This is a genomic window from Bradyrhizobium sp. BRP23, from assembly GCF_020194135.1.
Taxonomy (GTDB): Bacteria; Pseudomonadota; Alphaproteobacteria; order Rhizobiales; family Xanthobacteraceae; genus Bradyrhizobium; species Bradyrhizobium yuanmingense.
Genome location: NZ_JADYVW010000009.1, coordinates 95,003 through 119,705 on the forward strand (window position 1 = coordinate 95,003; position 24,703 = coordinate 119,705).

The following is a 24,703-nucleotide window of genomic DNA, read 5'->3' on the forward strand; positions in this document are numbered from 1 at the left end:
CAGCTACCGCCTGCTATCGCCCATGCGCGACATCAGCCTAGCACATGGCCACGAGCCTAGCACATGGCCACGGTCGGATCAGGCGAGGACGGCCTGGCGCTCGCGCGCCGGTTCGCGGACGCGCTCGCTGGTCCGCGGCTCGGCAAGCTGCGTGAAGCTCCGATGGCTCGCCTGAACGGGTGCCTCGACGATCACGCCCTCACAGACGATCTGTCCGCCGAGCATCCTGAATTCCAGCTTGTCGTAGCGCGGCATTGTCTCGCCGGGTGCCGGGGGCAGCAGCCCGATGCTTCCCTGGATGTTCAGCGCGGCTTCGCCGTTGCCGTGCAGCCGCGGATTCCACATCCTGATTCCGCTCTCCGCCCAGCGCTGCCGGATCAGCCCCGCGCGGTCGGCGGGCTCTGCGGCTCTCGCGCGAACTTTCGGGACGCGGCGGAGCTCGGAAGGGGGAGACGCGAGAGGCTGAACCGGCTCGATGGCGGTGACGCCGCTCAATGAGTCGTTAGTTGCCGCAGCGAGCGGAACATCGTTTGTAGGGACTTGCGGGCTTTCGACAACGGGCGCCGGTTCGCTGTCGGCGCTGGCTTCAGAGGCATCAGTCGTGACGCTATCGGCCTCGGCGCGGAGAAGCTCGACTTCTTCGACGGCGACCGGATCGACAGCGGCGGAAACGTCGGGCGAGGAGGCTGCCTCGATGATGACATCAGGGACATCAGTCAAGGCGGTCGCGACCTCCGCTGACGAAATCACAACCTCTTCTACGACGGCGGAGTCGATCTCTGCAGGAATCTCAGCAGGCGATGCATCGTCGTCAACGATGGCGAGATCAGAGGCTGCAACTGGCCCGCTCTCCGCACCGACCGATGCAGTCAGCACCTCCTCGGAGACTGGCGGCGTCGCGGGCGCCTCGATTTCCGTCACGGTCTCCGGAGAGGAGTCCCCGCTGATACGGATTTCGTCGGACGGATTCTCCGCGACGACAGACACAGCCGCATCGTTCTCCGCGACCAGAGCCTTGGTGGCGGGGGCAGCGTCGTCGCGCACCGGGGCGGTGCTGATCTCGGCGCTTGGAGCTTGAGCCGGGACCTCGACGTCTTCGACGATGGCGGGCGAAGCGTCCGTGGCGGTCGGCGCGACCTCAATGTTGCCGCTGTGCGGCACAGGCCGGAGTCGGGAAAACGCCCAATTCACCGCAGGGATGCGGCGCAGCAACGATATCAGTCTCGAAAGCACTGGGAGTTGTCCAAGAGGTGCTCGGCGTGAGGCAATCGCTGATTCGTCAGCAATATGAAAACCTGCCCCGGCCGTCACATCCGTGTCAATGTAGGGTGGACCAATTGCAGAACATCCGCGCATCCAGCGCGCATCCGCCCGAGTTACGCAACCCGCACAGCAGCCGATGATGCAATAATACCCCTGTTTTGCCCGACGCCGCAAGCGTGTCTTCGGTAATACCGAAAATGCTCAGGCGTTTCAACCCCATCGCTACTGTGCATGGGGTTGTTTTTTCACTTCTTGTTTTGCAGGCGTGCCTAGCCCGCGCCGGCGCGTTTTTTCTGTCAGACGAGGTGCACCGCCCGCATCAACTCTCGTTGCGATCCGAAGCTTGGGGTTCCCGCCATCCTCGCGAGCCGCTATTCAGAACCGTCATTGCCTAGCCCGGGACGTCGCATGAGGAAGCTTGTCACCATCGCGGTTCTGCTCTGGTCCACCATCGCATCCGCACAGGATCGCACCATCACCGTGGCTTCAACCACCTCGACGGAACAGTCGGGGCTGTTCGGTCATCTGCTGCCGCTGTTCTCGAAGGCCGAAGGCATCGGCGTGAAGGTCGTCGCCGTCGGCACCGGCCAGGCGCTGGACATCGGGCGGCGCGGCGATGCCGACGTGGTGTTCGTCCACGACAGGCCCGCGGAGGACAGGTTCATGTCCGAAGGGCAGGGCGTGAAGCGCTTCGACGTCATGTACAACGACTTCGTCATCATCGGCCCCAAGAGCGATCCGGCGCAGATCTCGGGCAGCAAGGACGCGGCCGAGGCGCTGCGCAAGATTGCGACCGCAAAGGCGCCGTTCATCTCGCGCGGCGACAAGTCCGGCACGCATGCGGCCGAGCTGAGACTATGGAAGGAGGCTGGCGTCGACCTCAGTGCCGGCAAGGACATTTGGTACCGGGAGATCGGCCAGGGCATGGGCCCGGCACTGAACATGGCCTCGTCGTCGAATGCCTACCTTCTGTCGGACCGCGGCACCTGGCTGTCGTTCAAGAACCGTGGCGAACTCGCCATCCTGACCGAGGGTGACAAGCGGCTCTTCAACCAGTACGGCGTCATGCTGGTCAATCCTGCAAAGCATCCGAACGTGAAGGCAAAGGAGGGACAGGCCTTCGTCGACTGGCTGGTTTCGCCGCAAGGGCAGCAAGCGATCGCCGGGTACAAGGTCGGCGGCGAGCAGCTATTTTTCCCCAACGCGCCCAACTAGGACGAAGGCGACGGTCGAGACCGCGACGCTGAGAGCGAGCAGGATCAGCCCGAGTCCGAGCGCCAGCGGCAGCTCGCCTTTGCTGGTTTCCAGCGCGATCGCCGTCGTCATCGTGCGGGTGAAGCCACGGATGTTGCCACCGACGATGATGATGGCACCGACTTCCGCGATGGCACGTCCGAACGCGGCGAGAAAGGCCGTCAGCAACGAGGTCCGGCCGAGCGCGAACAGCAGGGCCATGCTGCGCAGGGCCGACAGCCCGTCGATCCGCGCCAGGTCGCCATACTCCGCCCACAACAGGCTTGCCGGCCGGTGCACCAGCGCCACCACGATCGGCGTCGCCAGCAGCGTCTGCGCGATCACCATGGCGGCCGGCGTGAACAACAAGCCCGCCGCCCCGAACGGGCCGGACCGCGACAGCAGAAGATAGAGCGCGAGCCCGACCACGACCGGCGGAAGCCCGAGCAGGGCATTGGTCAGAATGATGATGATTTGGCGTCCCCGGAAGCGGGTGATCGCAAGCAGGGCTCCAAAGGGGGCGCCGATCAGGAGCGCCAGGATGCTGGCGGTCAGGCTGACCCGCAACGACAGGGCGACGATGCCCAATAGCTCGGTGTCGGCGTCGCCGATCAGCGCAAAGGCGGCACCGATGGATCGTGCGAAATCGTTCATCCGGTCTCGGGCAAGCCCCTGTTCCGCGGTAGCCCCGCGCCGCCCTTCTCGCTGCTACCGCTGCCATAATCAAGGGGCGAGGGGGTGGGCAGCCCCGCCGGAGCCGTTGGAGAAGGGCTCAGGATGATCGGTAAACGCGGCCAGGGACCCACAATCGAGGCACCTGGCCGGCCCCGCGGGCGGCTTTCTTCCGGCCTCGGATGCGCTAAGGAACAGGATCGGGTCGCGCCGGCCCAATGGCGGTGCTAGACCCTAATGCAGGAACAATGGAGCCGGGCCGCGACTGGCGCGCCCGCAAGGATGAAGGATGTGACGCAATGATCCAGACCGTTGGCATCATCGGGGCAGGGACCATGGGGAACGGCATCGCGCAGGTCTGCGCGGCCGCCGGCCTCTCGGTCGTAATGGTCGATATTTCCGATGCGGCGGTGAACCGCGGCCTTTCGACCGTCGGCGGAAGCCTCGAGCGGCTGGTCAAAAAAGAGAAGATGTCGGCGGCCGACCGCGAGGCGACGCTCAAGCGCATCACCGGCACCACGGACCGGGCGAAGCTGTCGGATTGCGACCTCGTCATCGAGGCCGCGACCGAGAACGAGGAGCTCAAGGTCAAGATCCTGAAGGATCTCTGCGCCACCCTGTCGCCGCGCACGCTGGTCGCGACCAACACCTCCTCGATCTCGATCACCAAGCTCGCCGCCGCGACCGACCGTCCCGACCGCTTCATCGGCATGCACTTCTTCAACCCGGTGCCGGTGATGGCGCTGCTCGAACTCATCCGCGGCCTGCAGACCTCGGACGACACCCATGCCAAGGCGCTGGATTTCGCCAAGCGCGTCGGCAAAGTGGCGATCACGGCCAAGAACAGCCCGGGCTTCGCCGTCAACCGCATCCTCTGTCCGATGATCAACGAGGCGATCTTCGCGCTCCAGGAGGGCATCGCGACGGCGGAAGAGATCGACGCGGGCATGAAGCTCGGCTGCAACCATCCGATCGGGCCGCTCGCACTTGCCGATCTCGTCGGGCTCGACACCATGCTTTCGGTGATGGAGGTCTTTTACAAGGGCTTCAACGATCCTAAATATCGGCCAGCGCCGCTGCTGAAAGAGATGGTCGATGCCGGCCATCTCGGCCGCAAGACCGGGCAGGGCTTCTACACTTATTCGGCCTGACGAAGGCATTGGCGGCGGGCGCCCAGCGTCCGCCGCCAGATCCCGCAATTTGCGCTGCGACAAAGACGCCGCGTGCGATAGGCCCGACAATGTCGAACGGGCGGCCTGCGGGGATAACGGAACGGATAGCAAAGGACATGTCGGATCGACTGAAGGCCGAGCGGGAAGCTGCGGCCGCGCGCCGGAGCCTGTTGACCCAGGATGCGATCGAGCGAACCGGGATCACCGAGGAGATGATTGGAGAACTCGTCACCCGCTTCTACGGACGCGTGCGCGAGGACGCGCTGTTGGGGCCCGTCTTCGGCGTCGTGCAGAATTGGGACGAGCATCTCGCCAAGCTCAGGGATTTCTGGTCGTCGGTCGTGCTGATGAGCGGCCGCTATCATGGCTCGCCGATGCGGGCACACCTGCCGCTCAGCCTGGCCGGCGGCCATTTCGATCGCTGGCTCGACCTGTTCGAGCAGACCGCGCGCGAGGTCTGCCCGCCGGCGGCGGCTGCACTGTTCATCGACAAGGCGCGTCGTATCGCCGACAGCTTTGAGATGGCGTCGGCAACACTTGCGGGCCGCATCGCTTCGCCGCGTCACGTGCTCAGGTCGTGAAGGACACGATGCCTGCGTGGGATTCCGCATCGCATCGTGGCGTCGCAGCAATTCCTCCATCATCGGATCTGATCTGCGAAATCATCACGCCATTCGCGCAACGCGATGTAGAAATCGCGAAAACGCGCTTGAACGCATTTACTCCTACGCAATCAACGCGAGCAAAGCCATATTGATGCACTGCGGCGCCAAGTCTTCGCCTTGTTTTCGGCAGAGTTCCAGCGCCTGCTAGCAGGCATGGCTCGCGCATCGTTCGATACCCATTCATCATCTTCCGAAAATGCTACGGAACCCTACGTCGAAGCGGGCACCGAACAGACACGGCGATCCCTGCTGCTCGGTGCGATGGCCACGACGGCGTGTCTCGGCTGTTCAACCAGGGCCCGCGCAGGTGAGGATCCGCCCGGCTCGGATGAGCGGCCGCAGAAAGGCGATCTGCTCGTCTTCTCCGAAGGTGACCAGGAGGGAAAGCTCATCACTGCGGCTGATCTACGGGTCGGTGGACCGCCGATCCATGCCTGGCCGAAGGACCCCACCACATCGGTGGTGCGCAGCGCCTCGCGGCTCAACGAAATCCTGATCATCAAGCTCGATCCCGCCGACCTCGACGAGAAGACCCGCGCGCGCGCCGTCGACGGCATCATCGCCTATTCGGCGATCTGCTCGCATGCCGGCTGTCCCGTCACCGCCTGGGTGAAGAGCGATGTCGGCGACAAGGAGGTTTTCAAGTGCATGTGCCACAACTCCGAATTCGATCCCCGCGCGGGCGCGCAGGTCGTGTTCGGGCCGGCGCCGCGGCGGCTAGCAGCGCTGCCGCTGGCGCTCGCTGATGGTTCGCTCAGCGTCGCCGGCAATTTCATGGGAAAGGTAGGTGGCACACAGCCAGGATGATGGACGGTTGCGGGCTGGGCCCGCCTCACGACTAGCCGCCACCGCCGAAGGGCGGAAGACGGGACGAACGACAAGAATTCACAACAAGAATTCACAACAAGAATTCAAGCGGATGAAAAAGGGGAACGTCCATGAAAACTTCCATGATCAGGAAGCAATGGTTACTGTCCGGCTTGGTCGCCTTCACGTGTCTTGCCTCAACCGCCGCTCTATCGGGGCCGATCGAGAGTTATTCTCCGGTCACCGCGCAGCGGCTGGAAAACCCCGAGCCCCACAACTGGATGCTTTACCGGCGCACCTATGACGGGCACGGCTATAGCCCGCTCGATCAGATCAACACCTCCAACGTGAAGAACCTCACACCGGTCTGGACCTTTTCCACTGGCGTGGTCGAAGGCCATCAGGCCCCGCCGATCGTCAACAATGGCGTGATGTTCGTGACGACCCCAATGGGCCAGGTGATCGCGCTGAATGCGAAGACCGGCGACGAATACTGGCGCTACAAGCGGCAGCTTCCTGACGATCTGTTCCAGCTGCATCCGACCAACCGCGGCGTCGGTCTGTGGGAGGACAAGCTCTACCTCGCCACCACGGACGACCACGTGGTCGCGCTCGATGCCAAGACCGGCAAGGTGCTGTGGGACACCAAGGTGCAGGACTACAGGAAGGGGCAGTACCTCACCCTGATGCCCTTGATCGTCGACGGTAAGGTCATTGTCGGCGGCTCCGGCGGCGAGTTCGGCGTGCGTGGCTATATCGTTGCTTATGACGCCAAGGAGGGCAAAGAGTTGTGGCGGACCTACACCATCCCCGGTGAAGGCGAGCCCGGTCATGACACCTGGCAAGGCGACGACTGGAAGAACGGCGGCGGGTCGGCCTGGATGACAGGCAATTACGACAAGGAGACCAGGACGATCTATTGGGGTGTCGGCAATGCCGCGCCATGGCCCGGCGACTCGCATCCCGGCGACAATCTCTACACAGCCTCGGTGCTCGCGCTCGATCCCGACACTGGCAAGATCAAGGCCTATCACCAATACCACCAGAACGATTCCTGGGATTGGGATGAGGTCGACGCGCCGATGCTGATCGATTTGCAACGCAACGGCCGCACCATCAAGAGCCTGGTCCATCCCGGCCGCGACGCGATCTTCTGGGTGCTGGAGCGGACTCCGACCAAGATCAATTACGTCGCCGGATGGCCGTTCGTCTTCACTGACGTCTGGAAGGGCATCGACGAGACCGGCAAGCCGATCGTGGATCCAGCGCACAAGCCGGTGATCGGCAAGCGCGTCGAGTTCTGTCCCTCGCTGTGGGGCGGCAAGGATTGGCCATCGGCGGCCTACAGCCAGAGGACCGGCCTCGTCTACGTGCCTGCCAACGAGAATTTCTGCGGCGGCTTTACCGGCGAGAAAGTGCCACTCAAGCCGGGCGAGCTCTGGCTCGGCACCAAGCCGGAAGACATCGGCCTGAAGACAAAGCCGGGCGCGGATCATTTTGGCGAGCTCCAGGCCTGGGATCCCGCAACCGGAAAGAAGGTCTGGCAGCACAACTTCCCCAAGTCGCATCTGTTCGGATCGGTCACCGCGACCGCTGGCGATCTCGTCTTCGTCGGCGGGACCAACGACCGCTATTTCCGCGCCTTCCACGCCAAGACGGGCGAACTGCTGTGGGAGCAGAAGACCAACTCCGGCATCGTCGGCATGCCGGTGTCATATGAGATCGACGGCACGCAGTACATCGCGATCCAGTCGGGCTGGGGCGTCGACGCGCAGCGCATCCAGGATGCGCTCGTGACCAACAATATCGGCATCGAAGCCAACGTGCCGCAGGGCGGCGTCGTCTGGGTCTTCGCGCTGAAGAAATAGCTCCGCGGGCGGATCGAAAGAAGCGGAGCAGCGGGGGGTGGCGAATGCGGCGGATGGCAACATCCGCCGCATTTGTTTGCGCAGCGCCAGATAACTACTTCCCCTCGCGCTCGACCTTGTCCTTCTCCTTCTGGTTCATCTCGCGAATCTTGGGATCCGGATTGTGCTGCCCGGTGGTCTGGGTGGCGGAGGCGGGTGGGGCGTTGGCGTTCGGCAGCGAAGTCTGGTCGGGGCCGGTGGGGCGCGTCGCGGTGGTCGGCGGCGTCGTGTTGCTCTGGGCGAATGCGCCCGCGGCGGTCAAAAGAAAGGCGCCCGACAGCGAGACTGCGAGCGCCCTTGAGATGTTGGTCATCGATCTGCTCCTGTCAGATCGATGGAAACGGCGCGAGGCGGCTTCTGTTCCGCCTCGCACTTCGGTTCCGTCTCACGCCTCCAATTGCTTGCCGATCGGAAGCGCGCGGATGCGTTTTCCCGTCGCTGCGAAGATCGCGTTGATCAGGGCTGGCGCGAACGGAGGGACGCCGGGCTCGCCGACGCCGCTCGGCGGCGTGTCGGGTCCGGGCGGCACGATGTAGACATTGGTCACCACAGGCGAGTCGTCCATCCTGACGACCTGGAAGTCGTCAAAATTCTTCTGCTGCACCTTGCCGTCCTTGAAGGTGATCTCGCCGTATTTGGCGAGACTGAGCCCCATGATCGCCGCGCCCTCGATCTGCGAAGCGATGCGCTCGGGGTTGACATAGGTGCCGCAATCGATCGCCGTGTCGACCCGCGGCACCGTCAGCTTGCCCTTGTCGTCGACGGCGACCTCGACGATGGTCGCGATGTAGCTGACGAAGCTGCGGTGCACGGCGATGCCGAGACCGTGGCCCTTCGGCACCTTTCGTCCCCATTCGCCCTTCTCGGCGACCAGCTCGACCACCTTGCGCAGGCGCGCGGTGTCGATCGGGTAGCTGTCCTGGGGCTCGCCGTAATTCCAGAGGTCCTTCACGTTGGGCTTGACGATGCGAGGCGAGCCGATCAGCTCGAGCAGCATGTCTTTCTGGTCGCGGCCCGTTGCCTGCGCGATCTCGCCGACCATCGACTGGACGGCGAAGGCGCGCGGGATGTTCGAGACCGCGCGGAACCAGCCGATGCGGGTGAACGCCGCGGCTTGCGGGTTCTCACACGAGATGTTCGCGATCTCGAACGGCATATCGACCAGGCCCATGCCGATCTCGAACGGCGCCTGATGCACCGTGCCGGCGGCAAAGGTCGAGGCGATGCTGGGAGCCACGCTGCGGTGGCGCCAGGCGATCACCTTGCCGCTCTTGTCGAGGCCGGCCTCGATCCGCTCGACCGAGACGGTGTGCAGGAAGCCGTTGTGGATGTCGTCCTCCCGCGTCCACTGCACCTTCACCGGCGCGCCGAGCTCCTTCGAGAGCAGCGCGGCTTCGAGCGCAAAGTCGCATTTCGACTTGCGTCCGAACCCGCCGCCGAGCAGCGTCACGTTGACCGTGACGTTGGCCTCGGGAATGCCGAGCGTCTTGGCGACGTCCTCGCGGGTGCCGCCGGGGCTCTGAACCGGCGCCCAGATCTCGGCCTTGTCGCCCTTGACGTCCGCGACCGCCACCGGCGTCTCCATGGCGACATGGGCGAGATGCGGAAGGTAGTATTCGCCGACGATCACCTTGTCGGCGCTCTTCAGGGCAGCGTCCGCATCGCCCTCCTTGCGCAGCACGAGCCCCGGCTTGCGCGAGGCCTCCTCGAGCTCCTTGCGGTAGGCGACGGAGTCGTATTTGCCGTTGGGACCGTCGTCCCAGGTCAGCTTCAGCGCGTCGCGGCCCTTGATCGCCGCGCCTGTGTTGCGCGCGATCACCGCGACGCCGCCGAGCGGCTGGAATTTCGAGGGCCACGGCCAGCCGCGCACCTGCATCACCTTCTCGACACCGGGGACCTTCAGCGCCTCCGCCGGCTCGAACTTGACCAGCTTGCCGCCGGTCACCGGCGGACGGGCGATCACGGCATATTTCATGCCGGGCAGCCGCACGTCGGCGCCGTAGTTCGCCTTGCCGGTGGTGATGTCGTGGAGATCGACGATGCCGATCTGGCCCTTGCCGAGATAACGGAAGTTCTTGGGGTCCTTCAGCTTGAGGCCCTCGATGCTGGGCACCGATTCCTTGGCGGCGTCGGCAGCGAGCTCGCCGAAGCCGAGCTTGCGCCCGCTGGCGCTGTGCACGACCTCGTGGTTGACCGCCTTGACCTCGGTCGCCGGCACGCCCCAGCGCTTGGCCGCGGCCTGCTCCAGCATTGTGCGGGCCGAAGCGCCGATCTGGCGCATCGGGATCAGATAATGCCGCGTGCTGCGCGAGCCGTCGGTGTCCTGGTTGCCGAACTTGACCTCGTCGCCATGGGCTTGCTGCACCTTGACCCTGGACCAGTCGGCCTCCATCTCCTCGGCCACGATCAGCGGCAGGCTGGTGCGCACGCCGGTGCCCATTTCCGAACGATGCCCGACGATGGTGACGATGCCATCCGCGCCTACCGAAACGAACACGCGCGGATCGACCACGACGCCATGCGGCATCTTGCCGGCGCCGGTCTCATAGGCGAGCGCCTGGCGCGACATCACGGGGGCGGCGAGCACGAAGCCGCCGGTGACGCCGAGCCCCTTCAGGATGCTGCGGCGCGACACCTTCTCGACCTTGATGTGCTTTTCGAAGCCGCGAAGCTTGCGGGGATTGTCGATGAAGTTCATGTCACACTCCCGTCGATGCGAGATGGACGGCATTCTCGATGCGCTGATAGCAGCCGCAACGGCAGATGTTGCCGGACATCGCCTCGCGGATCTGGTCGTGCGAGGGTTTGGGATTCTCCATCAGAAGCGCCGCGGCCTGCATGATCTGGCCGGCCTGGCAGAAGCCGCATTGGGGCACGTTGACCTGGCGCCACGCCTTCTGCACCGGGTGATCGCCGTTCGGATGCAGGCCTTCGATCGTGGTGACCTCGCGTCCGGCGACGTCGTTGACGGACGTGATGCAGGCGCGCACCGCTTGCTTGTCGACGATGACCGTGCAGGAGCCGCACAGGGCCTGGCCGCAGCCGTATTTGGTGCCGGTGAGACCGGCCTCGTCACGCAGGAACCAGAGTAGCGGGAGATCCGGGTCACCGTCCCAGCTCTGTTCCTGGCCGTTGATCTTCACCTTGATCATGATCGTGCCTCGCTCTTCATAAGCATGCCAAATTCAAAGTCCGCCGACGCCGGTCGGCGACCGCTCGTGCGTCGTCTCGCCACATCCCGCCGTAGTCCCGCGCGGGCAAATCCCGGAAGGAGGCAGGAACGCAGGTAGCGATGTCTGGATGTGCTCGATACCTCCCGTTTTCTTCTTAATTGATTGTACGTCGTGCGGCATCGTGACGGCGCGACCCTAGCAGAGATCGCGCCGACCCGGCGTTCACAGCCGAGTGTTCTCACCGGGAAAAGATTGCATCGACGGTTTGTCAAAAGCAGGGCGCGTCATCCGCCACGTTGCCTATCAAATGGACGCAACGAAAAAAGCTTCGTCCGCCGGCTGCACCGAACGGACGAAGCAGTAGGCCTCAGTCGAGGGAGGGAGAACGCAGAGCACCGCGAACTTCAAGCAGGAAGCGGACGGTCCTGCGCAGTCATTCAGAGACCAGGACTGAGGAGCCGATGGTCCTCACCCACGCGTGGTGCAGAAGCGGCGGCATCGCGCCGCGGTGGTCCCGGCAGCGGGGACCCGTGAGGCTCGCTGGCGGCAACGAACGCCAGCGAGTTGCAGATGGTGTAGCCAAGATCCGGCGGCCGGCCAGTTCAGGCGGGCGTCCAGGCAGTCTTCCTAAGCGGCTTTGGCCTTCGCGACATGGGTCGCGATCGCGTCCATCAGGGGCGGGGACAGGCAGTCATAGGGCTCGAGGCCGATCTCCTTCAGCCGCGAACGGATGCCGGCCATCTGCTCGGGCTTCACACCCGATTCGATCACGGAGGAAACGAAGGCGGCGAATTGCGGCGCCTGCGAGCCCTGCTCCTGGAACAGTTCGGGATGGATGAAGTCGAGGCCGTAGAACGGATGGTTCTTGTTCTCGATCCGGCCGTACATGTGCGTGCCGCAGGCCTTGCAGGCGTAACGCTGGATCACCGCGGAGGGGTCGACGATTTGGAGCTTGTCGCCGTTCTCGAGCACGGTGACGTTCTGGCGCGGCACGACGGCGACGACGGAGAAGGTCGCGCCCTGCGGCTTCCAGCACTTGGTGCAGCCACAGGCGTGATTGTGGGCGACGTCGCCCTTGATGCCGACCTTCACCGGGTGGTCGCTGCATTTGCAGGCCAGCGTGCCGCCGGCGAAGCTGCCGCTGCCTTGCTTGATGCCGTTGTCGATCGAGGGATGGAGTGCAACAGTCATGGTCGATCCTCCTTGGTGTGACGTTTTCGAGCTAGAACACGACGACTGAACGGATGGATTTGCCCTCGTGCATGAGGTCAAAGCCCTTGTTGATCTCCTCGAGCTTGAGCACGTGGGTGATCATCGGATCGATCTGGATCTTTCCGTTCATGTACCAGTCGACGATCTTCGGCACGTCGGTTCGCCCGCGCGCGCCGCCGAAGGCCGTGCCGCGCCAGTTGCGGCCGGTGACGAGCTGGAACGGGCGGGTGGCGATCTCCTTGCCGGCCTCGGCGACGCCGATGATGATCGAGGTGCCCCAGCCGCGATGGCAGGCCTCCAGTGCCTGGCGCATCACGGTGGTGTTGCCGGTGCAGTCGAAGGTGTAGTCGGCGCCGCCGTCGGTGAGGCCGACGAGGTGCTGAACGATGTCGCCGGTGATCTTCTTCGGGTTGACGAAGTCGGTCATGCCGAACCTGCGACCCCATTCCTCCTTGGAATCGTTGATGTCGACGCCGATGATCTTGTCGGCGCCGGCCATCTTGGCACCCTGGATGACGTTGAGGCCGATGCCGCCGAGGCCGAACACGACCACGTTGGAGCCCGGCGTCACCTTGGCGGTGTTGACGACGGCGCCGACGCCGGTGGTGACGCCGCAGCCGATGTAGCAGCTCTTGTCGAACGGCGCGTCCTCGCGGATCTTGGCGACCGCGATCTCGGGCAGCACGGTGAAGTTCGAGAAGGTCGAGCAACCCATGTAGTGGTAGATCGGCTTGCCCTTGTAGGAGAAACGGCTGGTGCCGTCGGGCATCACGCCCTTGCCCTGTGTCGCGCGGATCGCGGTGCAGAGATTGGTTTTCTGGCTGAGGCAGCTTTTGCACTGCCGGCATTCCGGCGTGTAGAGCGGGATGACGTGATCGCCCGGTTTCACCGAGGTCACGCCGGGGCCGATCTCGCGGATGATGCCGGCTCCCTCATGTCCCAGGATCGACGGGAAGATTCCCTCGCTGTCGAAGCCGTCGAGCGTGTAGGCGTCGGTATGGCAGATGCCCGTCGCCTTGATCTCGACTAGGACTTCGCCGGCCTTCGGGCCTTCCAGATCGACCTCGACGATCTCGAGCGGCTTCTTGGCTTCGAAAGCAACGGCGGCACGTGTCTTCATCGGTAGCTCCTCAAATTCTCATCAGGCGCCAAGAAGTAGTCCTGGCAGCCCTCGTAACGTTCATTTCTTGCCCATGCAGGCATCTTCAGCCTGGGTATAGGCCTCCGTCTTCTCCTCCTTTTTCGCAGGACGCTGCCGGCCCAAGGCGTCGGTGGAGCGCGCGCGGAGATAGACGTAGAGATCGTCCATGTAGCAGGCGACGTTCGGGTTGTCGCCGAAGGCCGGCATGACGTTCTCCTGCGCGGCCGAGATGTTCTTGCGGCCGGAGGCGACCACGCCGAGGAAGTCACCGTAGCTCATCGACTTCACGGAATCCCTCAGCGCCGGCGCGTATGTCGATCCCATGCCGTCGGGGCCGTGACACACGTGACAGTCCGAATGATAGCGGCGGTATCCGGAATAGGTGAACCAGTCCACGGTGCCGTCGGCCGAAATCTTGTAGGTCGGGTTTCCGTCCTTATCGAGCCACTTTCCGTCGTCTTCCTTCTTCACGGCGGTCGGGTCGCCCGGACCCTCTGCGACCGCGCTTCCTCCGGACACAACGAAGATCATCATCACAGCAATGACAGAGCAGATTTGACGCAAGAGATTGTTCCTCGGTCGGCATTCGGTGGAGACGAGCCGGCGCGTGGAGCGATCCACGCGCCGGAGCGATGCTGACGGGTTTAGTTCGGCAGCGAGAACACGGTCAGGGTACCGCCGAGCGCCGTGTAGTTGCTGAGGGCCGCGTAGCCGCCGACCGCACCGAGGCCTGCGGTCGGGTCGGTCAGGCCTGCCGCCAGTCCGATGCCGGCCCAGCCGCCCACGCCGGAGAGAATGGCAATGTATTGCTTGCCATTGTTCTCATAGGTGGTGACGTTGCCGATGATGCCCGAGGGAGTCTTGAACTTGTAGAGCTCCTTGCCGGTCTTGGCGTCGACCGCCTTCAGGTAGCCTTCGAGCGTGCCGTAGAACACCACGCCCCCGGCGGTTGCGAGCGCACCCGACCAGACCGAGAACTGCTCCTTGTTCGACCAGACGATCTTGCCGGTCTTGTTGTCCCAGGCGATGAAGTTGCCCATGTGGCTTTCGCCCTGCGGCGGATACATCGAGAGCGTCGCACCCACATAGGGCTGACCCGCGGTGTAGCTCACCTTGAACGGCTCATAGTCCATGCAGACGTGGTTGGTCGGAACGTAGAACAGCTGCGTGTCCGGCGAGTAGGCTGCCGGCTGCTGGTCCTTGGTGCCGAGCGCGGCCGGGCAGATGCCCTTTGTGTTCTTGTCCTCTCCGCCGTGCTCGGTCGAGTATTGTGCGACGACCTTGGGACGGCCGTAGGTCGGCGAGTTCTTGTCCATGTCGACGCCGCTGGTCCAGTTCACCTTCGGGTCGTACTTCTCGGCGACCAGCAGTTCGCCGCTCTCGCGGTCCATCGTGTAGGCGAGGCCGTTGCGGTCGAAGTGCGTCAGCAGCTTGCGGTTCTGACCGTTGATCTGCTGATCGCTGAGGATCATTTCGTTGACGCCGTCATAGTCCCATTCGTCGTGGGGTGTCATCTGGTAGACCCACTTCGCCATGCCGGTGTCGGCATCGCGGGCGAAGATCGCCATCGACCACTTGTTGTCGCCGGGACGCTGCTTCGGGTTCCAGGTCGAGGGATTGCCCGACCCGTAATAGACGAGGTTCAGAGCGGGATCGTAGGAGATCCAGCCCCAGGTGCAGCCGCCGCCGATCTTCCACTGATCGCCCTGCCAGCTCTTCAGCGAAGAGTCCGGGCCGACCGGCTTGCCGAGCGACGTCGTCTTCGCCGGATCGACCTTGATCTGATCATCCGGGCCTGTGGAATAGGCGCGCCAGACCTGCTTGCCGGATTTGAGGTCGTATGCGGTGACATGGCACTGCACGCCGAACTCGCCGCCGGAGATGCCGACCAGGACCTTGTCCTTGACGACCAGCGCAGACGACGTGCCGGTCTCGCCCTTCGCGGGATTGCCGTTGGTCGCGGACCAGGCCACTTGGCCGGTCTTGGCGTCGAGCGCAACGAGGTTGGTGTCGGCCTGATGCAGGATGATCTTGCCGTCGCCGTAGGACAGGCCGCGGTTGACGGTGTCGCAGCACATCACGGGGATGACGTTGGGATCCTGCTTCGGCTCGTACTTCCAAACGATCTTGTTCTCTTGCGAAAGGTCAATAGCGTAGACCTTATTCGGGAACGGCGTGTGGACGTACATCATGTTGCCGATGATCAGCGGGCCGCCTTCGTGGCCACGCAGTACGCCGGTCGAGAAGGTCCAGGCAACTTGGAGTTTCCCGACATTCTGTGCGTTGATCTGGTTTAGCTTCGAATAGCGGGTATTGGCGTAGTCGCCCGCCGGCATCACCCAGTCTTTCGGGTTTTGCGACATCTTGATCAGCTCGTCATTTGCTGAAGCGCTGCCGACGGCGAGAGCCGCCGCCGAACCAAGACAGGTCGCCAGAAGCACCTTGCGCATAGTCATTCCTCCGTTGGTCTCGTTTATTATTTCCGAAGCATTGCTCAATCGCCGGGCTTCTCGTCCGGCGTCTGCTCGTGCAGGGCGGTCGCGTGGGGACCAGAAACGATGCTGTGCTGTTTCCTCCTCCTGATGAGAGCCACGGGTCCACGTGCAGGAGCGGCCCGTTCTTGTTGTTCCTGCCGCAATCCCTAACGGCTTCGCCATCGGGAAACTTGCCCAAGAGCGAAGGCGGTTTGCTCGACAGCGCACGGAGGTGAAGATTTTGATTTTGCAGTAGCGAATTCAGCGGCTTCGGTGCGCCCTCGAGGCCGCCTCGGCGCTCAGGTTCCCCTTGACGGCGCTGCAACTAAGGCGGAGGATTAAGTTTCAAGAGTGGCAATGGAACGATGGCGCTCGTTGCAAGAGACCGCTCAAATGCGAGGTAAACGTCACGCAATCACGGCTGAGGGCTCCGGCAGCGCTGGTTGCGATTCGCGCCGAACCTCCGGATCAAATCAGTGGCTGGATTAATGTCCGACACCATTCACACGCTCTCGACGACCGGGATGACGCCGAAGCGGCAGATCCAGAGCTGGATCGACGGGCTCACGAGCCTGTGCGGGCATTTCGACGTCGATCCGCTGGAAGCGTCCTCGCTCGAAGGTCGCATCGATTACACCACGGTCTCGCGCCTGAAGCTCTGCCAGATCGAGGTCAGCCAGCATCGCATCGCGCACACGCTGGCGCGCGCCAAGGCCAATGAACACCCGTACATAAAAATCCACTTCCAGACCTACGGCGTGTCTTATTTCGAACAAGAAGGCCGTCACATCGAGATCAATCCGGGCGACATCATCGCCTATGACGTCTCCTGTCCGCATTCGATCATCAGTCCTGCCTTTACCCGTCATGACGTGGTGATCGTGCCGAAGGCGCTGCTGCGCGACCGCGGATTCCCGTCGCAGCGGATGCCGGCGTGCAAATTGACGGCGAAGACGGGGACCGGGCGGATCGCCCACGATTTCGTCCATGCCACCTTCGACGAGGCGGCAAAGCTGTCGGCCAACAGCGCGGTCGGCGTCGCCGATTCGCTGATCGACCTGTTGCTGCTGCCGCTGCGCGAAGCCGACACGATGTTCGATCGTGTCGGGCCCGAAGCGATGTATGTGCGCGCGCAGTTCTTCATCCGGGAGCACTTGCGCGACCCGGATCTGTGCATCGACCAGATCTCGGCCGAGCTCGGTTGCTCCAAGCGCTATCTGCACATGCTGTTCTCGGAGCGCGGCACCACGGTGAGCGACTACATCTGGCAGGCGCGGCTGCAGAACTGCCGCCAGGAGCTCGAGGCCCACGCCGGCAAGACCATTACCGACGTCGCCTTCTCCTGGGGGTTCTCCAGCTCATCGCATTTCAGCCGGGTGTTCCGAAAATACTTCGGCGTGGTGCCGTCCTCGATCCACAAGGCACAGCAGGGCGCGGCGAGCTCGGGCGAGCATTAGACGCGGTTTTTCCAGAAGCGGCGAGGCCGTCCTCCTGATGCGCCCAACTTTCTGATCAGGCCGGCTCGAGGCCCAACGACTTCGCGCTCTCGATCCAGATCGGCAGCTCGCGCTGGTACAGCGCATTAGTCTCCTTGAAGCCGATTGCGGGCTCGAGCACGAAAGTCGAGAGAACCTCCTTCACTTTCGGATCGGTGTTGGCGGCGACGCAGAGCTCGGCCAGGCGGTCGACGACGGCTTGCGGCGTCGCCTTGGGCACGGCCCAGCCGGTAAATCCGCTCACGGTGAAGAATTTCGACGTCGCGCCCTGCTCGGGAAGGGTCTTGATCGCGGGGATCGCATCGACCTTCTTCGAATGCACGGCGAACACCGTGCCGCGGTCGCTTTGCAGGACCGACTGCGCGGCCGTGTAGCTGCCCATCGCGGCATCGAGGGTGCCTTCCAGCATTCCCGTCCACATCGGCGCCTCGCCGCGATAATGCACCGGCTCGATGTTGAGACCATACTGCTTGTTGAGCTCGTTGACGGTCATGTGCGGGGCCGAGCCCGCGCTGTAGGTGCCGAAATTCACCTTGCCGCTCTTGCGCGCGAAGGCGACGAAATCCTCCAGCGTCTTGACCCCGGTTTTCGGGTTCGCGACCAGCAACAGGCCCGCGCCGGGAATGACGCTGACGAGCGTCAGATCCTTGTCCATGTCGTAGCCGGGATTTTTCATCACCACCCGGTTCATGATGTAGGTGGTCGAGATCGAGCACAGGATGGTGTGGCCGTCGGGCTCGGCGCGGGCGACTTCCGCCGTCCCGATCGCGCCGGAGGCGCCGGGCTTGTTCTCGATGACGACGGTCTTGCCGACCTGCTTGGAGATGAACTCGCCATAGGCGCGCGCGAGCAGGTCGGTCTGGCCGCCGGCGGGATAGCTGCAGATCATGCGAATTTGCCGCGCCGGCCAGCCGCCCTGCGCCGATGCGCCGCGCGCGACGAACGGCATCGCCAGTGCACTGGTACCGGTGGCGATGAAGTGGCGGCGATCGAGCTTGGCGGACATGATTCTCTCCCTGATTTTTGCCGAACCTACTGCATCAGGCCGTCGCTGCCATGGGCCGCAGGCGAGACAGATTGGCGCATTGGCTCGCACTGCGTTCGGGCCGCGGGAGCCTCACCGCTGGATGATCTTCGTCCAGACATCGCCGAGGATCGCGGGCTCGCGCGGCGGCAGATAGGTGAGGCCGGCCTGCTTGCCGAATTCGGCGATCTTGCCCGAAGCCGTGAGCTCAGTCAGCGCCTTGTTGACGGCCGCGATCAGCGCGCCATCGCTGGCGAGCCCGACATAGCCGCGATTGGCTCCGATCGGATAATAGTAGCCGGACGCCGTGATCGCCGTGTCCGGGTGCGCGGCGCGATGGGCGTCGAAGCGGGCAAGATCGATCAGCGTCGCGTCATGGTCGCCGCGCTCGAGTCCGCCGAGGAGATCGTCGCGGCCGGGGACGAGATGGGTGATGTTGTCGATCAGGCGCCCCTTGTCGAAGGTCATCAGGATGGCGTCGCCGAGCGATCCGCTTTCGATGGCGAGACGAAGGCCGGCGAGATCGCCGATGTCGCCGACCTTGCGCCCGCGGGCCTTTGGCCCCAGCACCACCGTCATCGGCGAATAGATGTAGGGCTGGCTCGGCGCGAGCACGCCGAGCGGTACGCGGCGCCGCCGATCGTCGCGCGTGGCGCCGGCGAAACCCGGCAAGCGCGCCGTCTTCATCCCGGGTGCGACAAGCGAATCCTGCGTCAGCGCGTAGCCGCCGACCAGCGAGCAGCGCCCGTCCGAGAGCAACGCATTGGCCTCGAGCTGCGGGCTCGAATCCTCATCCAGCCTGCTCTCGAACCACTGGATCTTCAGCGGGCGTCCCATCCGCTCGGCGATCGCCTGCGCCAGCAGCACGTCGAAGCCGGCATCCGGCTTGTCGCGGCGATGCACCGAGAGCGGCGGCCGGTCCTCGTCGAGACAGACCTTCAGAGGATCGTCGGCTGCGAGAGCGACCGACGCCATCGCGGACAGAACGGCCGCAACGCTCCAGGCAACGCGCCGGCCCCTCATGGCTTCCTCCGGCTGGAGACGAACGCCCAGAGGTTTCCGATCTCGTCGTCGCTGAGAATGTCGGCCCAGGGTGGCATCTTGTTGTTCTTGCCGTTCTTCACCGTGGTGACGAAGCGCGTCTTGTCGTCGGGAATGGCACGCAGATCCGGCGTGACGGTGCCGGAATTCATCAGATTGGGGCCGTGGCAGTGGGAGCATTTCGAGGCGTAGGTCGACTTACCATGGTCGATCTGCGCCTGCATGGTATTGCCGGTGGTGTCATCGGCGCGGGCGGTCGCCGCATGCGCGACCGAGAGCACCGCGACGGCGGCGATCATCGCCGCCGTCTTGTGAGAGATCACTTTCAGCATCGTACCCGTGTTTACTGCTTGACCGCAAAGACCCACAGCGAGCCGCCGGGCGGCACGTTGGCAAGCCGCTCGTCGCCGGAGAACAGCGAGTAGACGCCGCCATAGCCGCTCGTCACGGCGACATACTGCACGCCGTCCTGCTGCCAAGTCACCGGCTGTCCCTCGATGCCGGAGCCGGTCTGGAACTGCCAGAGCTTCTTGCCGGTGTCGGCGTCGAAGGCCTCGAACTCGCCGGTCAGCGCGCCAGAGAATACGACGCCTCCGGCCGTCGAGAGCACGCCGGAGAAGCGCGGAATGTCGCTCGGCGCTTCCCATTTCGATTTGCCGGTCATGGGATCGATAGCCTTGAGATGGCCGCGCGGCCCGTCGCCGTATTCCCAGAGGTCGGTCAGGTCCATGCCGAGGTACCATTCGCCCTGCTTGTAGGTGACGGGCTCGGTCTTGTACCTGCCGCCGAAGGCGAGCGTGTTGGCATAGGCGAGGCCGGTCTGCGGATTGAACGACATCGGCTCCCAGTTCTTGCCGCCGAGGATCGAGGGATACACCGTCACCTTCTTGCCCTCGCGTGCGTCCTTCGAGATGTCGGTCTCGATCGGACGTCCGGTCTTCATGTCGATGCCGGTCGCCCAATTCACCTTCACGTAAGGATTAGCCGCGAGCAGCTTCCCGTTGGTGCGGTCGAGCACGTAGAAGAAGCCGTTGCGGTTGGCATTCATCAGCGTCTTGGTCGGCTTGCCCTCGATGTTCACGTCGGCGAGCACCATCTCGGCCACGGCGTCGTAGTCGAACGGATTGTTCGGCGAGAACTGGTAGTGCCACTTGATCTTGCCGGTCTTGGGATCCAGCGCCAGCACGGAGCAGGTGTAGAGATTGTCGCCCGGGCGCACCGCCGAGTTGAACGGGCCGGGATTGCCGGTGCCCCAATACACCGTGTTCAGCTCGGCGTCATAAGAGCCCGTGATCCAGGTCGAGCCGCCGCCGAGCTTCCAGGTGTCGCCCTTCCAGGTGTCGCCGCCGGGCTCGTCCGGCGAGGGGATCGAGTGGGTTCGCCAGAGATGCTTGCCAGTCGCCGGATCCCAGCCGTCGATGAAGCCGCGGGTGCCGAATTCGGCGCCGGAAATGCCGGTGATGACGACGCCGTCGGCAACGAGCGGGGCCACCGTCATCGAATAGCCTTCCTTGATGTCGGCTGCCTTCTGCCGCCACAGCTCCTTGCCGTTCTTGGCGTCGATGGCAACCACGTGGGCATCGAGCGTCGTACGGAACAGCTTGCCCTCGTGAATCGCGACGCCGCGGTTGATGATGCCGCAGCAGACGATTCGCGGCGTCTCCGCCGGATATTCGATCTTGCTCTTCCAGATCTGCTTGCCGGTCTTGGCATCGACCGCCATCGTGGCATTGTGCGAGGTGACGTAGATGACGCCCTGATAGACGATTGGCTGTGATTCTTCGCTCCGATCGTCATTGAAGCTGTAATTCCAGATTGGGACGAGATTCTTGACCGTATCCTTGTTGATCTGCTTCAGCGTCGAGAAGCGCTGGAGATTGTAGCCCATTCCGTAATTGAGAACGTTCGATGTGTCGGTCGCACCCTTGACCAGCTGCTCGGTGGTTTGTGCATTTGCACAGGTTGACGCAAGCATGACGAGGCTCGCGGCCATCGCAAAGCGTTTCATCCGTTCCTCCCAAAATGCGCGCCTTTTGACGCTGCGGCTGCAACACTCCGTCGGAAACCAAAACGCGTCAATACGAAAGTCGTAACTGCCGTGCCGATATCGTCGGCGGTCACCTGACGGAAACCTGACAAAGGCAACTCCAACTTGTGCGCAGACGCTGAGAAATTCCGCGACGCGAAGCACTATTGGGAGCAGGGCAATGCATCTCTACCGGTTGTGGCGCGCGCAAGTTGCAGGTCCGGACTTGAACCGAGGGCCGCTTGCGGGTTTATCTCGGCTCTGCCCCATTGATCTGGGGGCTATGTCAGGGAGGTCTCGATGATTTCGGCTCGCTCGATTGCCCTTGCACTTGTGATTGCACTTTCGGCCGGTCCGGCGTGGTCGGCCTCCGGCAATGCGGTCAAGTTGTTCGACACCGACAATGACGGCACGCTCGATCTTGCCGAGGTGAAGAAGGTGGCCGCCGCCTCGTTCGCAAAGCTCGATCCCGATCGCGACGGCACGCTCGATGCGCGCGAATTGCGTGGACGGTTGAGCGCGAAAGAACTCGCCGCGGCAGACCCCGACCGCGACGGGACCCTCACCCTCGACGAATATCTGTCGGTGGTCGAGCAGCGTTTCAACGCAGCCAATCCCGACAAGGATGGAACGCTGGATGCGAAGGAGCTGAATTCGCGTGGCGGGCGCGCGCTCGTACGATTGCTCCGGTGAAGCGCCGCGAGCGGAACGGGCATGACGGGCGTAACGTTTGCGATCATTCCGGCCTGACGCTCGGGAACATCGGGCTGCTCGGCCTGTTTCTCCGCATGTCCTGCCGGCGCCGGGGCTGCGCTGCGGGAGAAAAGGAGATGCAAATGAATACGAAGCGTTCCCTTCTTGCTGCCTGCGCAATCCTGACGCTGAGCGCCGGGGTTGCGGTCGCCGGTCCCTGCAACACCGGCAGCGCCAGCACCGACAAGACCGACAAGGATGCCGGTTCTGGCCCTGTCACCGTGGGCTCCGCGCAATCGCACACGTCCGGTTCGGCGAGCGATAGCAGCCAGCATCCGCCGACCAGCATGATGAACCGGGCCAGCGGTGAATCGCCGGCGTCGTCCGAGGATGCGCAGCGGCAAATGCAGAGCGAGCCAACGGCGGCTCAGCGCGCCGCGGGCGCCAAGCCGAATGCCGAAATGGCCGACAAGGACTGCTGACGGCACCGTTGTCGATTGGACGCGCGGTGCATTGCACAAGGCGGTGTCTCGCTGGTCGTGTTTGACCAGGAGGGAACTTGCTTTGTCCGAGAGAGAAATTGTGGCCGCGAAGTATCGGCACAGACGCGACGGCAGTCGAATCGAGGCTTGAACTGCACTCGACGCAGCCCTAGGTTTTTCGCCGCGCGATGTCGCGCTCAATACCTTGGGAGACCCGAATGGCTTGGAAAGCTCCGAAGATCGTGGAAGTGCCGGTCGGCATGGAAATCAACATGTACGCCTGCGCCTCGCGCAAGTAAGACCGACGACCTGCCGCGGCTTCGATGGCAAACGCCGTCGGAGCCGTGGCAGTGTCGGATCTGCGCCTCGCCGTGCTCCATGCTTTGCGGATCGCGCGAAAGCCGCACGTGGAGGGGCTTCAATTCTTTCCCCGCAAAATTTCGACCGTGCTCTGCGGCAGTGTGTTACGCTGACGCCCGGTCAGCGCTGCTGCCGCATCACAGCGGCGCGCGCCTTTGGGGCACGGGATGGGCGGCAGAGCCTGCAAGTTCTGGACGGTGATCGTGTGCGCGATCGTGCTGGCGCCGGCGCGCAGCAGCGCCGAGGCAGGTTTTGATACCGAGCACATCTTCGGCTTCATGATCGGCACCGATATCGGCAATGTCGGCGAGCGCGAATTCCAGACCCAGACGACGGGGCGCTTCGGCAAAGGCGGGGGCGCTTATCGCGCCCTTGAACATGAGGTCGAGATCGAGGTGGTGCCGCTGCCGAATTTTCGTGTCGAAGTCGGCGGCACCGCGAGCTTGCACCACATTACCGGCGTCCCTGACATCGACGACCGCCGCCAGTTCAACTTCCAGGGCATCTCGCTCGACCTGCGCTATCGCCTGCTCGACCGTGAGCGCGCACCATTCGGCCTCACCATTGCGGCCGAGCTCCACGGCGACCGCATCGACGAGACCAGCGGCGCGAAAGGGCGGATGTACGGCACCGAATTTACGCTCGCCTTCGATCGCGAACTCATTCCGAACTTCGCCATCGGCGCCCTCAACCTGATCTACCAGCCGGAATGGGCGCGCTTCGAGATTGGAGGGGCATCCGAGAAGAGCTCGACGATCGGGGCCGCGTTTGCCGGCCTGGTGCGCGTGCGGCCCAATGTGCTGCTTGGCGGCGAGATGCGCTACTTCCGGCAATATGAGGGCATCGGCCTTAGCGAGTTCTCAGGCCAGGCCCTGTTTGTCGGCCCCACCGCCTATTTCCAGCTCTCCGAGCGTTCCCGGCTCACCGCAAGCTGGAGCATGCAGGCCTGGGGGCGCCCGGCCGGCTCAGGCGGCAATCTCGACCTCGTCAATTTCGAGCGACATCAGGCGCGATTGGTGTTCGGCGTGAACTTCTAACACGGAAGGTCGTCATGCTCGGGCTTCTCCCGGCTACGCGGCCGAAGCCGCTTCGGCGAGGCGACGGCCCGGGCATCCACGTTCTTTGTTCCACGAGGCAAGGCGTGGATGGCCGAGCCCGGCCATGACGAGGCTTCGGCGCTATGAAACTTCCCCCTCCTTGAAGCGTAGCTTCATGTGCTAATCTCTCCATCGCCCCCTTGCGAGAGGATCCCGGCATGAACCCGATTGACCTGGTGGTGACTGTGTGCGCGGTGCTCTCGCCTGCGACCTGCGAGGAGCGGCATCTGGTGTTCCACTATTCCGGGTCGCCGCGACAATGCGCGATGGCCGCGCCGCCCTATATCGCGCAATGGGTCGGTGAGCATCCGAAGTGGCACGCGGTGAAGTGGCGCTGCGAATATCCACACCCGAACGACAAGGCATAGCAGCTCCAACGGAGAGCCGCTGCGCTACTTGGTGCAGTCCTTCAGATCCTTGTCCGCAATCGAGAACACTGCATCCGCCTTGATCTCGATATCGCGGACGATGCACTGCCGTGCATTGGGGTAGCTGACCCTGGCGTCGTAGCGGCCGGGCTCGATGCCGGTGATGCGCAACCGCTCGTCGTGGTCGACCTCCTTGTCCTTGTCATTCAGGCACTGGTTCGGACCCCAGTCGGTCTTGCCCGCGGGTGCGAGCTGGAAGCCGGAGATGGTCTCCGTCGTGAGATTCCAGAGCCTGATGCCCTTGCCCTTGGTCTGCGCGGCGGCTTCGCCGGCAAGCGTCAACAACGCGGTCAAAGCAAGAACCCCACGCATCAGCCAGTCCTCCCAAAGGGCGCCG

At 63.8% G+C, this 24,703-nt stretch carries 25 protein-coding genes; 11 read left to right on the forward strand and 14 right to left on the reverse strand.

Translation table 11 applies throughout. The annotated features are described in order from the left end of the window. Nucleotides 1-78: 78 nt before the first annotated feature. Nucleotides 79-1,212 carry a hypothetical protein gene (locus tag I6F24_RS24100; protein WP_225150384.1) on the reverse strand — a complete coding sequence of 378 codons (1,134 nt, stop codon included), beginning with the start codon at nt 1,210-1,212 and terminating at the stop codon, nt 79-81. A 459-nt stretch (nt 1,213-1,671) separates the two neighbouring features. Here I6F24_RS24100 and I6F24_RS24105 point away from each other — a divergent pair, with 459 nt between their 5' ends. Continuing rightward, nucleotides 1,672-2,478, forward strand: coding sequence for a substrate-binding domain-containing protein (locus I6F24_RS24105; protein ID WP_225150386.1), 807 nt, complete (start codon nt 1,672-1,674; stop codon nt 2,476-2,478). Here the strand turns inward: I6F24_RS24105 and I6F24_RS24110 are convergent. Beyond that, nucleotides 2,452-3,150 (reverse strand): ABC transporter permease, encoded by a 699-nt coding sequence (locus I6F24_RS24110; protein ID WP_036007971.1) that lies wholly within the window; start codon nt 3,148-3,150, stop codon nt 2,452-2,454. The two genes, I6F24_RS24105 and I6F24_RS24110, sit on opposite strands and share 27 nt — an antisense overlap. 317 nt (nt 3,151-3,467) lie before the next feature. Between I6F24_RS24110 and I6F24_RS24115 the strand changes: the two genes are divergently transcribed. The 4 genes from I6F24_RS24115 to I6F24_RS24130 all read left to right on the forward strand — a co-directional run bounded on the left by I6F24_RS24115 (nt 3,468) and on the right by I6F24_RS24130 (nt 7,680). Next, entirely contained in the window at nt 3,468-4,319 is an 852-nt protein-coding gene (locus I6F24_RS24115; RefSeq protein ID WP_036007996.1) for a 3-hydroxybutyryl-CoA dehydrogenase, read from the forward strand. A 137-nt stretch (nt 4,320-4,456) separates the two neighbouring features. Beyond that, the gene (locus tag I6F24_RS24120; protein ID WP_036029348.1) at nt 4,457-4,921 is read left to right on the forward strand and encodes a group III truncated hemoglobin; all 465 of its coding nucleotides are present in this window, start codon (nt 4,457-4,459) and stop codon (nt 4,919-4,921) included. A 237-nt stretch (nt 4,922-5,158) separates the two neighbouring features. Then, nucleotides 5,159-5,812: a Rieske 2Fe-2S domain-containing protein gene (locus I6F24_RS24125; protein ID WP_225150388.1), complete on the forward strand. Its 654-nt coding sequence runs from the start codon at nt 5,159-5,161 to the stop codon at nt 5,810-5,812. Between the two features lie 143 nt (nt 5,813-5,955). Next, on the forward strand, nt 5,956-7,680 hold the full coding sequence (locus I6F24_RS24130) for a methanol/ethanol family PQQ-dependent dehydrogenase (protein ID WP_085969009.1): 1,725 nt from the start codon (nt 5,956-5,958) through the stop codon (nt 7,678-7,680). Between the two features lie 94 nt (nt 7,681-7,774). Here I6F24_RS24130 and I6F24_RS24135 read toward each other — a convergent pair whose 3' ends face one another. From I6F24_RS24135 to xoxF5, 7 genes are all read right to left on the reverse strand, one after another. Continuing rightward, a complete protein-coding gene (locus I6F24_RS24135) occupies nt 7,775-8,032 on the reverse strand; it encodes a hypothetical protein (protein ID WP_036041998.1) in 258 nt (85 codons plus the stop codon). 72 nt (nt 8,033-8,104) lie between these two features. Further along, a complete protein-coding gene (locus tag I6F24_RS24140) occupies nt 8,105-10,417 on the reverse strand; it encodes a molybdopterin cofactor-binding domain-containing protein (RefSeq protein WP_225127673.1) in 2,313 nt (770 codons plus the stop codon). A gap of 1 nt (nt 10,418) precedes the next feature. Then, on the reverse strand, nt 10,419-10,871 hold the full coding sequence (locus I6F24_RS24145; protein WP_024342565.1) for a (2Fe-2S)-binding protein: 453 nt from the start codon (nt 10,869-10,871) through the stop codon (nt 10,419-10,421). Nucleotides 10,872-11,519: 648 nt separating this feature from the next. Further along, nucleotides 11,520-12,083, reverse strand: coding sequence for an S-(hydroxymethyl)glutathione synthase (gene gfa, locus I6F24_RS24150; RefSeq protein ID WP_036007953.1), 564 nt, complete (start codon nt 12,081-12,083; stop codon nt 11,520-11,522). A gap of 31 nt (nt 12,084-12,114) precedes the next feature. Next, the gene (locus I6F24_RS24155) at nt 12,115-13,224 is read right to left on the reverse strand and encodes an S-(hydroxymethyl)glutathione dehydrogenase/class III alcohol dehydrogenase (RefSeq protein ID WP_027574628.1); all 1,110 of its coding nucleotides are present in this window, start codon (nt 13,222-13,224) and stop codon (nt 12,115-12,117) included. 60 nt (nt 13,225-13,284) lie between these two features. Continuing rightward, on the reverse strand, nt 13,285-13,776 hold the full coding sequence (locus I6F24_RS24160) for a c-type cytochrome, methanol metabolism-related (RefSeq protein ID WP_036007993.1): 492 nt from the start codon (nt 13,774-13,776) through the stop codon (nt 13,285-13,287). A 113-nt stretch (nt 13,777-13,889) separates the two neighbouring features. Further along, a complete protein-coding gene (xoxF5, locus tag I6F24_RS24165) occupies nt 13,890-15,695 on the reverse strand; it encodes a lanthanide-dependent methanol dehydrogenase XoxF5 (RefSeq protein WP_036029357.1) in 1,806 nt (601 codons plus the stop codon). A 512-nt stretch (nt 15,696-16,207) separates the two neighbouring features. On the opposite strand from xoxF5, the gene I6F24_RS24170 reads away from it, so the two are divergent. Next, on the forward strand, nt 16,208-17,176 hold the full coding sequence (locus tag I6F24_RS24170; protein WP_025037738.1) for a helix-turn-helix domain-containing protein: 969 nt from the start codon (nt 16,208-16,210) through the stop codon (nt 17,174-17,176). 55 nt (nt 17,177-17,231) lie between these two features. Here I6F24_RS24170 and I6F24_RS24175 read toward each other — a convergent pair whose 3' ends face one another. From I6F24_RS24175 to I6F24_RS24190, 4 genes are all read right to left on the reverse strand, one after another. After that, nucleotides 17,232-18,221, reverse strand: coding sequence for a tripartite tricarboxylate transporter substrate binding protein (locus I6F24_RS24175; protein WP_225150390.1), 990 nt, complete (start codon nt 18,219-18,221; stop codon nt 17,232-17,234). 111 nt (nt 18,222-18,332) lie between these two features. Beyond that, a complete protein-coding gene (locus I6F24_RS24180; RefSeq protein ID WP_036007940.1) occupies nt 18,333-19,262 on the reverse strand; it encodes a transporter substrate-binding domain-containing protein in 930 nt (309 codons plus the stop codon). Further along, complete coding sequence (locus I6F24_RS24185) at nt 19,259-19,612, reverse strand: cytochrome c (RefSeq protein ID WP_036007938.1); 354 nt, start codon at nt 19,610-19,612, stop codon at nt 19,259-19,261. The genes I6F24_RS24180 and I6F24_RS24185 overlap by 4 nt, the downstream gene beginning before the upstream one ends. An 11-nt stretch (nt 19,613-19,623) precedes the next feature. Beyond that, on the reverse strand, nt 19,624-21,288 hold the full coding sequence (locus I6F24_RS24190; protein ID WP_109142933.1) for a methanol/ethanol family PQQ-dependent dehydrogenase: 1,665 nt from the start codon (nt 21,286-21,288) through the stop codon (nt 19,624-19,626). Between the two features lie 318 nt (nt 21,289-21,606). Here I6F24_RS24190 and I6F24_RS24195 point away from each other — a divergent pair, with 318 nt between their 5' ends. From I6F24_RS24195 to I6F24_RS24215, 5 genes are all read left to right on the forward strand, one after another. Continuing rightward, entirely contained in the window at nt 21,607-21,999 is a 393-nt protein-coding gene (locus I6F24_RS24195; RefSeq protein WP_225148095.1) for an EF-hand domain-containing protein, read from the forward strand. After that, nucleotides 21,996-22,481 (forward strand): hypothetical protein, encoded by a 486-nt coding sequence (locus I6F24_RS24200; protein ID WP_225150392.1) that lies wholly within the window; start codon nt 21,996-21,998, stop codon nt 22,479-22,481. The genes I6F24_RS24195 and I6F24_RS24200 overlap by 4 nt, the downstream gene beginning before the upstream one ends. 218 nt (nt 22,482-22,699) lie before the next feature. Further along, nucleotides 22,700-22,780 carry a pyrroloquinoline quinone precursor peptide PqqA gene (gene pqqA, locus I6F24_RS24205; RefSeq protein ID WP_008562446.1) on the forward strand — a complete coding sequence of 27 codons (81 nt, stop codon included), beginning with the start codon at nt 22,700-22,702 and terminating at the stop codon, nt 22,778-22,780. Between the two features lie 228 nt (nt 22,781-23,008). After that, nucleotides 23,009-23,878: a hypothetical protein gene (locus tag I6F24_RS24210; protein WP_109142934.1), complete on the forward strand. Its 870-nt coding sequence runs from the start codon at nt 23,009-23,011 to the stop codon at nt 23,876-23,878. Nucleotides 23,879-24,096: 218 nt separating this feature from the next. Beyond that, complete coding sequence (locus I6F24_RS24215; protein ID WP_036007926.1) at nt 24,097-24,306, forward strand: hypothetical protein; 210 nt, start codon at nt 24,097-24,099, stop codon at nt 24,304-24,306. Between the two features lie 24 nt (nt 24,307-24,330). On the opposite strand, the gene I6F24_RS24220 is transcribed toward I6F24_RS24215, so the two are convergent. After that, the gene (locus tag I6F24_RS24220) at nt 24,331-24,678 is read right to left on the reverse strand and encodes a hypothetical protein (protein ID WP_225133230.1); all 348 of its coding nucleotides are present in this window, start codon (nt 24,676-24,678) and stop codon (nt 24,331-24,333) included. Nucleotides 24,679-24,703: the final 25 nt, after the last annotated feature.